14 protein-coding genes and 1 pseudogene are annotated in these 13,965 nt (G+C 31.6%); 5 read left to right on the forward strand and 10 right to left on the reverse strand.

Annotated features, from left to right (window positions below; genetic code table 11):
* The coding region (locus M663_RS0109665; protein ID WP_029688758.1) for a hypothetical protein at window positions 1-404 on the forward strand (404 nt) is incomplete at its 5' end.
* On the opposite strand, the gene M663_RS0109670 is transcribed toward M663_RS0109665, so the two are convergent.
* The 6 genes from M663_RS0109670 to M663_RS0109695 form a co-directional block, all read right to left on the reverse strand.
* Window positions 393-2,018 (reverse strand): ABC transporter ATP-binding protein, encoded by a 1,626-nt coding sequence (locus tag M663_RS0109670; RefSeq protein ID WP_029688759.1) that lies wholly within the window; start codon window positions 2,016-2,018, stop codon window positions 393-395. The genes M663_RS0109665 and M663_RS0109670 overlap by 12 nt on opposite strands.
* A 33-nt stretch (window positions 2,019-2,051) precedes the next feature.
* Window positions 2,052-3,719: an ABC transporter permease gene (locus M663_RS0109675; protein WP_029688760.1), complete on the reverse strand. Its 1,668-nt coding sequence runs from the start codon at window positions 3,717-3,719 to the stop codon at window positions 2,052-2,054.
* A complete protein-coding gene (locus M663_RS0109680) occupies window positions 3,716-4,441 on the reverse strand; it encodes an ABC transporter ATP-binding protein (protein ID WP_029688761.1) in 726 nt (241 codons plus the stop codon). The genes M663_RS0109675 and M663_RS0109680 overlap by 4 nt, the downstream gene beginning before the upstream one ends.
* An 18-nt stretch (window positions 4,442-4,459) precedes the next feature.
* Window positions 4,460-4,780, reverse strand: coding sequence for a DUF1648 domain-containing protein (locus M663_RS0109685; protein ID WP_029688762.1), 321 nt, complete (start codon window positions 4,778-4,780; stop codon window positions 4,460-4,462).
* A gap of 116 nt (window positions 4,781-4,896) precedes the next feature.
* Window positions 4,897-5,097 (reverse strand): hypothetical protein, encoded by a 201-nt coding sequence (locus M663_RS0109690; protein WP_029688763.1) that lies wholly within the window; start codon window positions 5,095-5,097, stop codon window positions 4,897-4,899.
* A 285-nt stretch (window positions 5,098-5,382) separates the two neighbouring features.
* Window positions 5,383-6,495, reverse strand: coding sequence for an IS110 family transposase (locus M663_RS0109695; RefSeq protein WP_029688764.1), 1,113 nt, complete (start codon window positions 6,493-6,495; stop codon window positions 5,383-5,385).
* 309 nt (window positions 6,496-6,804) lie between these two features.
* On the opposite strand from M663_RS0109695, the pseudogene M663_RS15515 reads away from it, so the two are divergent.
* Window positions 6,805-7,248 (forward strand): annotated as a pseudogene (locus tag M663_RS15515) (transposase); the annotation flags it as partial.
* Window positions 7,249-7,462: 214 nt separating this feature from the next.
* Here the strand turns inward: M663_RS15515 and M663_RS0109705 are convergent.
* A complete protein-coding gene (locus M663_RS0109705; protein ID WP_029688766.1) occupies window positions 7,463-8,245 on the reverse strand; it encodes a LuxR C-terminal-related transcriptional regulator in 783 nt (260 codons plus the stop codon).
* Window positions 8,246-8,591: 346 nt separating this feature from the next.
* Between M663_RS0109705 and M663_RS0109710 the strand changes: the two genes are divergently transcribed.
* Entirely contained in the window at window positions 8,592-9,803 is a 1,212-nt protein-coding gene (locus M663_RS0109710) for an NADP-dependent isocitrate dehydrogenase (RefSeq protein WP_029688767.1), read from the forward strand.
* Between the two features lie 29 nt (window positions 9,804-9,832).
* Here the strand turns inward: M663_RS0109710 and M663_RS0109715 are convergent, their stop codons facing one another.
* Both M663_RS0109715 and M663_RS0109725 read right to left on the reverse strand, forming a co-directional pair.
* Complete coding sequence (locus tag M663_RS0109715) at window positions 9,833-10,351, reverse strand: GrpB family protein (RefSeq protein ID WP_029688768.1); 519 nt, start codon at window positions 10,349-10,351, stop codon at window positions 9,833-9,835.
* A 100-nt stretch (window positions 10,352-10,451) separates the two neighbouring features.
* Window positions 10,452-10,946, reverse strand: coding sequence for a YIP1 family protein (locus M663_RS0109725; RefSeq protein ID WP_029688769.1), 495 nt, complete (start codon window positions 10,944-10,946; stop codon window positions 10,452-10,454).
* A 61-nt stretch (window positions 10,947-11,007) separates the two neighbouring features.
* Here M663_RS0109725 and M663_RS0109730 point away from each other — a divergent pair, with 61 nt between their 5' ends.
* Together M663_RS0109730 and M663_RS0109735 are read left to right on the forward strand one after the other, a co-directional pair.
* On the forward strand, window positions 11,008-12,336 hold the full coding sequence (locus tag M663_RS0109730) for a nodulation protein NfeD (RefSeq protein WP_029688770.1): 1,329 nt from the start codon (window positions 11,008-11,010) through the stop codon (window positions 12,334-12,336).
* Window positions 12,329-13,102, forward strand: a complete 774-nt coding sequence (locus tag M663_RS0109735) for a slipin family protein (protein WP_006569198.1) — start codon at window positions 12,329-12,331, stop codon at window positions 13,100-13,102. Before M663_RS0109730 ends, M663_RS0109735 begins: the two co-directional genes overlap by 8 nt.
* Window positions 13,103-13,131: 29 nt before the next feature.
* Here M663_RS0109735 and M663_RS0109740 read toward each other — a convergent pair whose 3' ends face one another.
* Entirely contained in the window at window positions 13,132-13,962 is an 831-nt protein-coding gene (locus M663_RS0109740; protein ID WP_009051828.1) for an ATP-binding cassette domain-containing protein, read from the reverse strand.
* Window positions 13,963-13,965 lie beyond the last annotated feature (3 nt).

Consider the following 13,965-nt stretch of genomic DNA (forward strand, 5'->3'; position numbering starts at 1 on the left):
AAGACGGCAAGCAATATTTTGATGGTTTTATTAAGCAAAAATTTGTTTGCAAGTTCTGCAATTCTAAAGATGACTCTGCTTGCCCTATTCAGCATCCTAAATATTTTAATGGCAAAAAGCATAGAGGCTGTACTAAGTATGCTATTATATCTTCTGATTATAGGTCCTCTATTAATAGAGACTCCCTATATTTTAAGGCTGTCTATAAATTGAGGATTGAATCAGAAAGATATAATTCCCGCTTTAAAGCTCTAGATTTTGAAAAAGCTTATGTCAGAAATATTAATTCTGTCAGCAACCTTAATACTTTTGGCCATATTACTTTGCTTACTGTTGATATTGCAACTATTAAGCTAGGTAAATTTGATGAGTTTAAATCTCTTAGTGATTGGTTAAATCCATAGTTCCATATCAAAATCAATATACGGTATATTTTCATGAGAGATCATTACAATAATCCTATCTTCTTTGATTTTATTTAAGTATTTGCAAAAATTATTTTTTGAGTAATTATCCAAAAATGTTAATGCTTCATCTAATATGATGACTTGAGGATCTTGAGCCAAAGCTCTTAGTATCGTAATTTTTCTTTTTTGACCTTCTGATAAGTTATCTCCATTATTTGTAATTATACTGTTAAGATTTAAAGTTTTATCGTTAATCAAATCATCAAAGCCAAGTTTTTTAACTAAGCCTATTATTTTTTCATCATCAATATCTCTCCCCATCTTAATATTATTCCTTATTGTATCACTAAATAGAGATACATTTTGTGGTACAACTCCTATAAGTCTTTTTAATGAAGATATATTAATATTTTTCACATCTATACCATCATATTTTATAATCCCAGACTGGGGAGTTAATAAGCCACATATTATATCAATTAACGTTGTTTTCCCTTTGCCATTAGGTCCTAAAATCCTTATGGTTTTACCAACTTCTAATTTCAAACTTAAATTCTCGATTATACTAGTATCTTTTTGATATGAAAAAGTTACATTGTTTAACGTGATACCATTCTTTATTTTTGATATTTTTATATTATCATCTTTTTTACTTTCACTTTTTTCTATAAGTTCAAAATATCTTTTTAATGCTACTTTTGATTTTTGTAACTCAATATTTATATTTGACAACGATTTTATTGGTTGAAATAACTGATTAATATATGAAGATAATGCAACAAGCCCCCCTATCGTTAATTCCCCTAGTATTACTTGGTAACCACCATATAAAAGCAAAACTATGGAAGGAATAAAAAATAAAAAAGAGAGTAATGTATTGCTTATGCTACTTATATAAATACTATCAAACCTTTTATTTATGTATTCATGAAGCACAATTGAAAATCTTCTTTGAGCAAATTTGTATGTATTCAAGTATTTTATTACTTTTATGTTGGAAATATTCTCATGTAATACATTATTAATTTTTGAATTAATCTGCATGAATCCTAGATTTATGTTTCTAAATATTGGATTATAATATCTCAAAACAATATAAATAAGAGGAGTTACTAATATTGAGATTATCGTTATCTCTTTATTTATAGTAAACATTATTGTAAACGCTATAACCAATGTCGCTACCTGTGTAATTATATTTATAAATGTCCCAACAAATAAATTTACAACATCAGGTAATTCGTTTAGGATTCTTGACATGACTTCACCTGTTTGTTTTTCGTTAAAAAAAGTAATTTCTTTATCCATAACACTTTTATATAAATTCAATCTTAAATCATATAATACTTTTTCTCCAATATATGTAAAAATGTAAGATTGAATAATGTTTAAGATAACTCCTAACGCATAAACACCAGTAAAAACTGTTGTATATTTTACTAAATTATATGTATCCTTTTTTGCTATTGCTACATCTATGATCAATTTAATGATATACGGATTCAATAAAGATATAATCGTCGATAAGATTATTATAAAAAATCCTATTACCTCCTTTATTAAGTAAGGCTTTAGTACTGAATATATATGTTTATACTCCTCTTTTTCCATAGTCAACCTCCAAATCAAATATAAGATTTTGTACTAACTAATTTCATAATATCTTTTAGTTCCAAAATAAATCAAAAATTTATAAAAAGCAAAAGTAATTATTCCTAATCCAATAGCAATATAAGGCATGTAGATGGTAAGCTTTGATATTTTGGTTCCCACATTAATTGACAAAATCACAAATAAAATCAATAAAACCATAGATATAAATACATTGATATTTTGCCTCACCACCACCCTTGGATTCTCCCAATTTAACATTGGTATACAAAACTCGCAAAATAATCCTATGATAAAATAAATGTTTAATATAAAAAATCCTATCATAAAAGCAAGTACAAGATAAATCAAGCTCAATTCTGTTACAAAAAAACTACAAAAACACGCAAGTATACCAAATATAATGCTTAAAATATTACAATGTAGAAGTTTTGCTTTAATGTATTCTTGAGGATCTATTGGCAATGATTTGAGATAATAAAATATATTTCCTTCTCGTGATAAAGCAGTTGATGCTATCATATTAGAGCCCCCGACCAAGATATATCCTAAAGCTGTAAGCAGTGTAATAAAATATTTTGCATTTAAATCTTTTTCTATATTAGAAACTACTCTCGGTAACTCTGGCATACCTGAATAAAAAGAATAAAACAAAAAAAATGGAATAATTAATGTCATAGCAAATCCATAAATAACAAATGTTGAATCACGATAAAAAAGTTTTATGTCCCTCTGTAACAATGCCATAACCTTACTCTGAGTTTTAATGAACAACCCTTCTGTATTATAAACTTTTTGTTTATTCTTGTTACTTATCTCGTTACTGCGGGATATTATATAAACTAAACTGCTTGATAATAACTCCAAAATAAGAATAAGACCTATCAATGAAATGAACATGAAGATTAATAAATATTTAAAAGAAATTATCCCTTTTTCTGTAATAACCTTATAAGCCATATTTACTGGATAAAATATGTTTGAAAGATCTATTAATCGGAAGAGTTTATCTTTTATAATACTTAAACTTGTATTTTTATTTATTTTAATGTAATTTTGCATCCCTGTAATTTCTCTAAGTAAAATTATAAATACAATATTTGTTACAAGAGCAGTTATATTAGCAACCCCCCTTTTATCAAAAAAATATCCTGCCCTTTGTATTAATACAAAAACAAAAAATTGCAATACCATTGGAAACACTGGAATTAGCACCGTTATTATAAAAGCAAAAACATAATACAAAAAAGACTCGTTATAAGATATACCAATAATAATGAATACTGGCATAAGTACAAATAGTGAAAGCAATAATTGAAATACATATGCTGGAATAAATCTGCTAAGCAAAATTTGCCATGGTTTTAGTGGTAAAGTCATTATATAATTATTCTCTCTACTATTGCTCACTGTTGAAATGTATGAACCCGCTAAGCCAAACGTTAGCAATAATAGAAATGTAAAATTTAAAAGGCCCTCTATCATTAAATTTTGTTCCCCTGTTAAACTTAAATTGTAAAAGAGAAATTCGTTAATTTGTATATACGCCTTAAATATATTATAAAATAAGAATAAAAGCAGCCCATATATAAAAAAGTTTAAATACAGTTTTTCTTTTTCATACTTCCATGAATACTTAAATCCATGAAATCCATATAAGGACTTATAATTATATTTTAATAAAGTCCATAATTGCTTCATGATCCAATCATCTCCAGGAAAATTTTTTCTAAATCTTTTTCATCATTTCCCCTAATTTTTAACTCATTAATAGTCCCTGTATAAAGTATCCTACCATTTTTTATAATTGCAATTCTATCACATATCTCCTCTGCCATCTGCATAATGTGTGTCGTGATAAATACTGTTTTAGCTTGCTGGGCTAAACTTCTCATAATCTCTTTTAAATTTTTGATTGCTTTTGTATCCAGCCCAATTACTGGTTCGTCCATAATTAAAAGCTCTGGTTCATGAATAAGTGCTCCTAAAATCAATAATTTTTGTTTCATTCCATGCGAATAGCTCTCTATTTTCATATTTAGGACATCATAAATCTCCAGTATCTTACCATATTTTTCAATGTTTGATTTTCTAATTTTGCTATCTATTTTATATATATCTGATATAAACCTTAAAAACTCTAATCCTGTAAGTTTACTAAATATATCTGGATTATCTGGTACATATCCAATTTTTTCTTTTGCTTTAAGAGGTTCTTTAATTACGTCATATCCATTAACCAAAACTTTACCCTTATCGGGTTTTAATATACCAGTAATAATTTTTACAGTGGTGGTTTTCCCTGAGCCATTTGGACCAAGAAAACCAAAAATTTCACCTTCATGTACATCAAGATTCAATGAATCTACAGCCTTTTTACCACATCCATAGTATGTCTTTGATACATCCTCTAAAATAAGCATAAAAAATACAGCTCCTTATTAGAAAATTTTTAAATTTATTAAGATGATTACTATATCAACAATCAATGCAAGCAGATTAACAAATATAGAATATAAGTCAGTATAAAGAGTCGCATCTTTCCCTTTTGTCTTGAGTTTCACATATCCATAAAATAATATTTGTATTAAGGGAAGTATAAAAACAAATGTTGTTTTAGATGCAGTATTTGAAATACTACCATCAAAGTGCCACTGAATAACAACTGTCTGTGGCAATGCCTTATAAAAAATGATGTTTATGATAAATGTGAAAACAGCAAATAACCAGTTATTTTTGCCCAAAAAATTTATTGCTCGCATAAAATTTTTCTCCTTTCTTATACTGAAATTTTTGTTTGATTTTAATATAAATTTAAAAAAAGAAAAAGGGAGAAACATATAAAATTTTACTCTCCTCATTCAAAATAAAAAACTTTTTAGTTTTTGTCTTGAGATGAAAGTGGAACAACATCAATCACACTTACTGCTACTGCGGCTACTGCTACAGCATAACCTGCCAGAATATATTCTGTGTATACAGCTACATTATTGTACCAAATCCCTGTCGGTTGTGTTTCCCCATTTAAACTTACGTTTTGGGAACCTAATGTTTGAATTGTAGGTTTTACATATGCCAATTTTCTCACCTCCCATCCTTTCTGATATTTTTTATTTAAGTAAAAAGTGAAATAATAACAGCAAATCCATAATTTATAAAATTTTCTAAAATTCAATGTTCTTTTATTGCAATTAGAAGTAGTAAAATATTAAAAAACAATATAATAATACCCCCTATGATATCATATATACCATGAAAAATTCGTTTTTTACCCATTGCTTGCGGGTATTTAACTGTTATATAACATAATAACTGTAATATGGGAGCAAAAAATATAAATTCTAGTATAGTATGTTAGCACTTTTTATGCAGCTTCCTGTAAGGCTGGCCTCTTTATGTCCTTCATCATCTTGATTGGGTCATATATTACTCCTTTTTTTAATATGACATAAAATACCCTTATCAGTTTGTTGCACAATACTATTAGTGATTGCTTCTTTTTTAGCGGGTTTTGCGCTCTGGTAGTGTAATATTTGTGAAGTTCACGAAACTCTTCGTTTTTTGCAACCAAGGCCATTACTGCATTAAATAGTACTCTCCTCAATCGCTTCCTCCCTCTTTTACTTATTGTCGTTTCTCCTTTATACTTACCAGAGCTATTTCCTACTAGGTTTAATCCTCCTAGTTTTTGTATCTGTTTTGTGAGAGTCTTTATCTCGTATTCTGCCATCTTTATGCCCTGCTTCTTCCCTACACTCTCCTTAGCAGTTTCTATCAGCTTTATAGCCCTTTTTTCTCCTACCCCTCTTTGCACTTCTTTCTTCCATATCGATAGGATTTCTCTAGTGCTTTTTTCTGCTATCTTCTCAGGTGTTGGAATTTCTCTTAATGTGATAAGTGCTGCTTTCCCTTCCCAGTCTGAAAATACGGTGTTAAACTCCGGAAAGTATATGTCCATCCATCTTGTTATTTGATTTTTTGTCATCCCTATTTGTTTGTTCAACCTGTCTTTTATGTCCATCGCTACCCTTAATTCTGCATATACTCCTTCAGTTATTGTCGGCTCTACATATCTACCGTCTTTTACTAGCATTACTATTGTTTTGGGGTCTTTTCTATCGCTTTTTGTGGGAGAATTGTCATCTAATTCTTTGCTCCTCTTTACATGAAATGGATTAACCAATACTACCTTTATGTTATTGTCTTTAAGGTATTGGGCAAAACATAACCAATATTGTCCTGTCGGTTCCATCCCTACTATTAGTTTGTTTTTCTTATGTCTCTCTATCAAGTCTTTTGCCCATTTAAGAAATTCTGTCATACCTTCTCTATTGTTTTCAAATCTTAGGTATTTCCCATATTCTACTCCTCTGTAGTCAAATGCTCTGGCATAATGGCTTTCTTTTGCTATGTCTACTCCCGCAATTAATGTGTCTTCTGTTACTTGCAAAATCTTTTCATTTTGTGTATACTTCATTTTAGGTACCTCCTGTTTATTTTGATAATTCGAGGTAAGTTCTAGAACTTACACTCTGTATTTTATCAGGAGGTACTTATTTTTTCAAAGTCCATTCTCCACTATTTTTTATTCATTACAGGAATGCTCCTATCTTTTCTGATATTAGATTTGTGCAAAATTCAAAAGCCTTCATTTAAGCCATTCTACAGATATACTTTTTTCCTATCACTCTTGAATTTTTTATCTTTTACGTAGGATTTCCCCTAACATTTGTCGAATTATCATATACACAGCATGAAAATATTTTTAAGGAGGAGGAAATCTTACATGTACCAGCTTCAATTACTTTTAAATATACCTGAACTCTTTACTTTTCAGTCTAAAATAGACTTTTATTCTTCTATGTTTAGAAATCTCAATCTATCTTCAATACTTGAATCCCCTTCCTCTAGTCCTAGCCGTAATGGTTATTCTCATTATGCAATGTTTAGAACTTTTATTGCTATTAACCTTTAAGATTCAGTACAATTTCTGACCTTTTAGATTATCTCCGCAATAATCTTATCATTGCTTATCTTTGTGGCTTCAATATTTTTAAACCTCTTCCTTCTTATTGGACTTTACGCCGTTTTATTAATGAGTTTCTCTCATGATTATTTAACCACTATCTTTCAAAATCAGGTTAATATCCTCAAAAATATGAGCATTATCTCAGGTGAGTTTATTTCCATGGACTCTACCTCTATTAAAATTGACACTAAGTTAAATAACCTAAACACTTATTAGAGTGGTACATAACGTTTTATTAGAGCCACAAAAACCATATTATTGTTTATATCCTTCTTGATCTACCAAACTTTTCTACAGCTATTATAATATACATTTTTCTCAATGTCTACTATACTTTAGTATAGTTTTTATTACATTTCCAGTTAAGGTTTACATAAATAAGCAAAAAAACTATACAAAAGTATAATCTCAAATTTTAATCCACATCTACCAATCCCAACTTAATTGCCTTTATTACTGCCTCTTTGATATTTTTTACCCCAAGTTTTTCTACTATTTTTCTTTTGTGATATTTCACAGTCACAACCTCTATTCCCAGAGCTTCTGCTATGTCTAATTTTTTGTATCCCTTTGCCTCTAATGCCAGTATTTTTGTCTGGCTGTCATTTAATTTTATCTTTATCTCATTTATCTCTTTTTCTTTCAATATCTTTTCATATTCAACTGCTATTTTCTCAGCCAGCAGTTTTATTACCATTGATACTTCATCCGCAATCTTTTTATCAATAGTTGATATATCCACATAGCCTACTATTTCCCCATTTCCTACCATTATAGGTGAAGCAATGCAGTGCCATTTTTTGAATATGTCACAGTAGTGTTCCTGAGGTCTTACATACACTACCCTCTTTAATCGCATTGCCATTGAAATCGCATTTGTCCCACAGCTTTCTTCTCTAAAGGATACCCCCGGTTCAAAGCCTGAATCTTTTATACACTTTTTCTCTTTTGTGCTGCATTTTACATCCAACAAATATCCTTCAATATCAGTAAGCAAAAATAGATACTCACCTTTTACCCACTCCTCTTCTACACTCATATGAAAAGCTTCTATGAGTTCTTTATTTATATGTATTCTCTTTTGCAAATCTTCTTGATTTAATAAAATCAATGGGAAAATTATTGAAGGGTCAATACCAATTTCTATACATTGTTTATATGAAAAACTTAGTTCCTCTTGCGGACATAAAAAATTCATTTTTTATACCCCCAAAAAGATCGAACCATTTTTTAATATTATACAATATTTAGAGCAAAATTTGTGAAATTTGGAACGAAAGTGTCATTTTGGGGAACGAAAATGCATTTTTCGCCTAATATTTTACAAATATAAAACCATAACCATTTAGCAAACTGGACTTAAATTTCTACTTGACGTGTTATAATAAATAACTACTGTATTTAGGTCAAGTTGTGAAAGCTCAATTAATAGATATTGCAAAAAAGCCTCATATTCTATATAATAAAATCAAGTTATGATAAAAATTCGCAATAACAAATTTTAAAAAATTTATTGTTATATTTTAGACAAAGGAGAGAAAAAAATGATAGGAAAAATTCAAATGAAAATCCCTATTGTAGAAATGGACGGAGATGAGATGACAAGAATCATATGGAAGTTAATAAAGGAAATACTCTTAGAACCTTATGTAGATTTAAAGACAGAATATTACGATTTGGGCATCAAAAATAGAGATAAAACAGAAGATCAAGTAACAGTTGATGCAGCATACGCAATAAAAAAGTACGGAGTCGGCGTAAAATGCGCCACAATCACTCCAAATGCAGAAAGGGTCAAAGAATACAACCTTAAAAAAATGTGGAAAAGCCCTAATGGTACAATCAGAGCAATACTTGACGGAACAGTTTTTCGCACACCTATTATTATAGAAAGTATCAAACCTCTCGTAAAAACATGGAAAAAACCCATTACAATTGCAAGGCATGCCTATGGAGACATTTATAAAGATGTGGAATACCGAGTCGAAAATAAAGGAAAAGCAGAACTTGTTTTCGTATCAAAAAGTGGTGAAGTGACAAAGCAGACAATACATGAATTTGAAGGCCCTGGAGTTATCCTCGGTATGCACAACACTGATGAATCGATAAAGAGTTTTGCAAGAGCATGTTTTAACTATGCCTTAGACACAAAGCAGGATTTGTGGTTTGCGACCAAAGACACCATATCAAAAATATACGACCACAGATTTAAAGACATATTCCAGGAAATATATGAAAATGAATATAAAGAAAAATTTGAGGAAGCAGGAATTAAATATTTCTATACCCTTATTGACGATGCCGTAGCTCGAATTGTAAGGTCTGAAGGCGGAATGATTTGGGCATGCAAAAACTATGACGGCGATGTGATGTCAGATATGGTGGCAACAGCCTTTGGAAGCCTTGCCATGATGACTTCTGTACTGGTATCTCCTGATGGTAAATACGAATTTGAAGCGGCTCATGGAACAGTTACAAGACATTATTATAAATACCTTAAAGGAGAAGAAACTTCTACAAATTCTATTGCTACAATTTTCGCATGGACAGGTGCTTTGAAAAAGAGAGGAGAACTTGACGGAATAGAAGACCTTGTAAATTTCGCAGATAAACTTGAAAAAGCATCCCTTCAGACAATTGAAAAGGGGATAATGACAAAAGACTTAGCTATGCTTTCTGACTTGCCAAATAAAACTGTCGTAAATACAGAAAGTTTCCTCATTGAAATTAAAAAAACCTTAGAAGAAATATTATAAAAATGATAGACAAGGGACCATCCCCTTGTCTATTGTTCTTTCATTACCTTTTGATCAATCTCTTTGATAAAGTGATCCTTCCCTTTAATATATTCCTCAATATTATAGGGATACTTTTTGGCTAATTCATCTTTCAAGTCAGAATAGGCTTTTGCCTCATCTGGATGATTTATTAGATAATCCCTAAATCGAATATGACGTGCAATTTCGGGATTTCCAGTTTGAAAAATATGAACATGATGTGTACGATCAATTTCATCCCCTTTTATGAAAAATCTCCGATTCGAGATTCCGTTTTCTCCTAAAGGAATATAACCCTGTTGAATTAGCTTGTCATTAAATTGGTCTACTTTATCTATTTCTTTAACCTCAATTAAAATATCAATTATCGGTTTAGCTTTTATATCCGGAATAGCTGTACTACCAATATGGTGAATATCAACGATTATATCTTTCAATATTTCCCTTAATATTTCTGCTTCATCTTCAAATTTTTTCTTCCAATCTGATTGATAATCAATAACTTCTACCTTTCTCTTATTTTTCATTTAAGTTTCTTCACCCCTAAGGATAAATTTGTTAGCATGCTGCGTAAAAATAGGGCTTTTGTCAGTGATTTCGAGCTTTCCTCCTGTCATTTCTTGCATATCAATCCAGCAGTTTATAATAATCAATATTCACAAACACCGTCACAAGAAACGCAAAAACTGTAACCCAATAAACATCGTTCTTCTTCATTCCACTTGACATTTTTATTCCTATAGCTATTATAACAAACTGCCACACCATGAAGGGATCAATACTTCTCAAAAAGCCATATATTGTAGTTCCTTTTAACGAAGGGATAAATATAGCTAAAGACATATTCACATAAAGTTGTCCCGTAAAAAAGGATGCAATAAAGCATATTAGAAAATATATTAAAACAGGAGTATAGGCATAACCAGTAATTGAAAATAATTGTGCTACATCCGCTTTTCCTCTAAATACCCATTTGATTATAGCATAAAGAGCTAATACGATAAAAATCCACGAAAGTGTATTATTTATAAGCGTAGAAGTTATTACAGATCTTGGCGCCAACTTAATAGCTAAATCTATTTCCTGTGGCGTAAATCTTTCAAAAAAATTTCTGTCAATCACACAAAATACTATATAAAATTTTTCAGTTATGTTAAAATGTTATTAAAGGGGGGAACAAAAAGTGTTTAAATTAAGGAAAATTTTACTATTTATAATCTTGTTAATTTTTGTCATCCTGCCACTTTCTTCTTTAAAAGCGGCTCCGACTCAAAGCCCCGTTTATGTACTATCCATTGATGGCCCTATTGTACCAGTTGTCGCAGATTACATTGAAAGTGGCTTGCAGGAAGCAGAAAAAAATGGTGCAAGTTGTATAGTCATAGAACTTTCTACTCCTGGCGGTTTGTATTCTACTACTCAAAAAATCGTCACACAAATACTAAATTCTCCTATTCCTCTTGTAGTATATGTCTCCCCCGCAGGAGCTTGGGCGGGCTCTGCTGGCACTTTCATAACCCTTTCAGCAAATGTCGCTGCAATGGCTCCTGGAAGTAGAATAGGCGCTGCCCATCCTGTGTCAATGGAAGACGACACTGCTTTATCAGATGTACAAAAGCAAAAAATCACTCATGACGCTGCTGCTTGGATAAGAAGCATCGCAGAAAACAGAGGGAGAGACCCCAAAAATGCTGAAATGGCAGTTATTGAAAGCAAATCTTTTACTGACACAGAAGCATTAAATGCCCATTTAATCGATTTTAAAGCTACTAATTTAAACGACCTTCTAAAAAAAATAAACGGCCTTACAGTCAAAAATTTTGACGGCACAACTACAACTTTGCAAACTGATGGTCCAATCAAATACTTCCCAATGTCTTCAGCTCAAAAATTTCTCTTTGCAATAAGCGATCCAAATATTGCTTATCTTCTCATGAGCGCTGGTATCTTGGGCATTGTATTGGAGCTTTATCATCCTGGGGCTATCTTTCCCGGTGTGGCAGGAGGAATAAGCTTACTTTTAGGCCTTTACACACTTGGAACATTAAATGCTCAATTAAGTGGAATGCTTCTTGTCATATTAGGGCTTGTGCTTTTGGCATCTGAGGCCTTTGTGGTAAGCCATGGCATTTTAGCAGTGGGCGGTATAACTTCCTTCGTACTTGGCTCTTTAATGTTATTTAGTGGAAACCAAATGGGACTCACTATAAACAAAGGAGTAGTTTTCGCAACAGCCTTTTTCATGGCAGCTTTTGTTTCTTTCCTCTTAGCTGCTGTTATAAAAGCTCAAAAGAAAAAAGTAGTCACAGGAGTAGAAGGTCTAATTGGTGAAATAGGTATTGCAGTAAGTGATATTAATCCAAATGGCATAGTCTTGGTAGAAGGAGAAAGGTGGCAGGCAGAATCTAAAGAGTATATTGCAAAAGGCGAAAAGGTGGTCATTACAGCAGTAGAGGGTTTGACAGTTAAAGTTGAAAAAATAAAAGAGGGAGGCAGTAAAAAAAATGATTGAGAGTTTTGCATTTTTATTCACTTTATTAATAATCCTTATAAGTTTAATTTCCGCATCCATTAGAATAGTACAGGAATACGAAAGGGGCGTAATTTTTCGTCTTGGGCGCTACGTAGGTGTAAGGGGACCAGGAATATTTTTCTTGATTCCTATAATAGAGAGAATGCAAAAAGTAGATTTGAGAGTCATAACAATGGAAGTACCAACACAAGAGGCAATTACAAGAGACAACGTTACTGTTAAAGTAAATGCAGTAGTATACTTCAGAGTAATAGACCCTGCCAACGCTGTTATAAAAGTTTTGGACCACATAAGAGCAACATCTCAGCTGGCACAAACTACACTAAGAAGCGTTTTAGGTCAGTCTGACTTAGACGAATTATTATCTCACAGAGAAGAAATAAACAAAAGGCTCCGCGAGATTATAGATGAGGGAACAGAGCCATGGGGAGTAAAAGTGAATCTTGTGGAAATAAGGGATGTAGAACTACCACAAAGCATGCAAAGGGCTATGGCAGCACAAGCAGAAGCAGAAAGGGAACGCCGCGCTAAAATTATAAACGCTGATGGAGAATATCAAGCAGCTGCAAAACTTGCTGAAGCTGCCCGCATCATAGCCTCACAACCCGTTTCTCTGCAACTTAGGTATCTTCAAACTTTAAGAGAAATAGCTAATGACAGGTCAAACATAGTAGTTTTCCCTCTATCTTTGGATATTCTACATCAATTTTTCCCTCAAGGACAAAAAGAAAGTAAAAATGAATAGTTTTAAGCTGCTGAGTTTTCAGCAGCTTTTTATTTTATACATTTTTTTAATTCCTCTATATTTTTTGGTATATTACTTCCATTCATAATTCCTTTTTCTTTTAAAATTTCATATATTTCCAAAAGCATAGGCTTTCTCAAATCACTCCAATCGAGTTCTTTTTCGTTAGTAAAAACAACTGCTGGTTCGCCTTTTGCAACAACTTTTCCCTTCCTCATGACATATATATAGTCAGCCCATGAATAAGCAAAGTCCACATCATGAGTTGATAAAATGATTGTCTTTTCCTCTTCAGCTAATTTGTCAAACAAACCCATGATTTCTTGTACATGCTTAGGATCTAAATAAACCGTTGGCTCATCCAGTATAATGACTTCAGGCTCCATAGCTATGATATCAGCTATTGAGACGCTTTTTTTCTGTCCATAGCTTAAAAAATGAGTGGGCTTGTCTTTTAAATCAATAATTCTCATTTGTTTCATAGCTTTTTCCACTTTTTCTTTTACTATATTTTCTGGATAACCCAAATTCATAGGTCCAAAAGAAATCTCTTGGTATACACTGGCAGAAAAAAGCTGTATGTCAGGATTTTGAAAAACAATACCCACATTCTTTCTGAGTTTGGTAAGTTCGGTACGATTGTATTTTATTTCTTCCCCGTTATACAATATTTTTCCTGATTTAGGTTTCAAAATTCCATTGAAGTGCAAAAACAGTGTTGTTTTACCTACACCGTTTGGACCTAAAACTGCAGTCTTTTTACCCTTCTCTATCGATATATTTACGCCATCTAAAGCTTTTGTACCGTCGCTGTACTCAAAAGTAACATCTATCGCTTCTAATATAAATTGCTTTTTCATAGT

This window comes from Thermoanaerobacter sp. A7A (genome assembly GCF_000445185.1).
In the GTDB taxonomy this organism is placed as follows: domain Bacteria; phylum Bacillota; class Thermoanaerobacteria; order Thermoanaerobacterales; family Thermoanaerobacteraceae; genus Thermoanaerobacter.

Bases quoted from the DNA above. Each gene is read 5' to 3' on its own strand.
- M663_RS0109670 (WP_029688759.1), bottom strand. From the start codon at position 2,018: ATGGAAAAAGAGGAGTATAAACATATATATTCAGTACTAAAGCCTTAC.
- M663_RS0109675 (WP_029688760.1), bottom strand. From the start codon at position 3,719: ATGAAGCAATTATGGACTTTATTAAAATATAATTATAAGTCCTTATAT.
- M663_RS0109680 (WP_029688761.1), bottom strand. From the start codon at position 4,441: ATGCTTATTTTAGAGGATGTATCAAAGACATACTATGGATGTGGTAAA.
- M663_RS0109685 (WP_029688762.1), bottom strand. From the start codon at position 4,780: ATGCGAGCAATAAATTTTTTGGGCAAAAATAACTGGTTATTTGCTGTT.
- M663_RS0109695 (WP_029688764.1), bottom strand. From the start codon at position 6,495: ATGAAGTATACACAAAATGAAAAGATTTTGCAAGTAACAGAAGACACA.
- M663_RS0109705 (WP_029688766.1), bottom strand. From the start codon at position 8,245: ATGAATTTTTTATGTCCGCAAGAGGAACTAAGTTTTTCATATAAACAA.
- M663_RS0109710 (WP_029688767.1), top strand. From the start codon at position 8,592: ATGATAGGAAAAATTCAAATGAAAATCCCTATTGTAGAAATGGACGGA.
- M663_RS0109715 (WP_029688768.1), bottom strand. From the start codon at position 10,351: ATGAAAAATAAGAGAAAGGTAGAAGTTATTGATTATCAATCAGATTGG.
- M663_RS0109735 (WP_006569198.1), top strand. From the start codon at position 12,329: ATGATTGAGAGTTTTGCATTTTTATTCACTTTATTAATAATCCTTATA.
- M663_RS0109740 (WP_009051828.1), bottom strand. From the start codon at position 13,962: ATGAAAAAGCAATTTATATTAGAAGCGATAGATGTTACTTTTGAGTAC.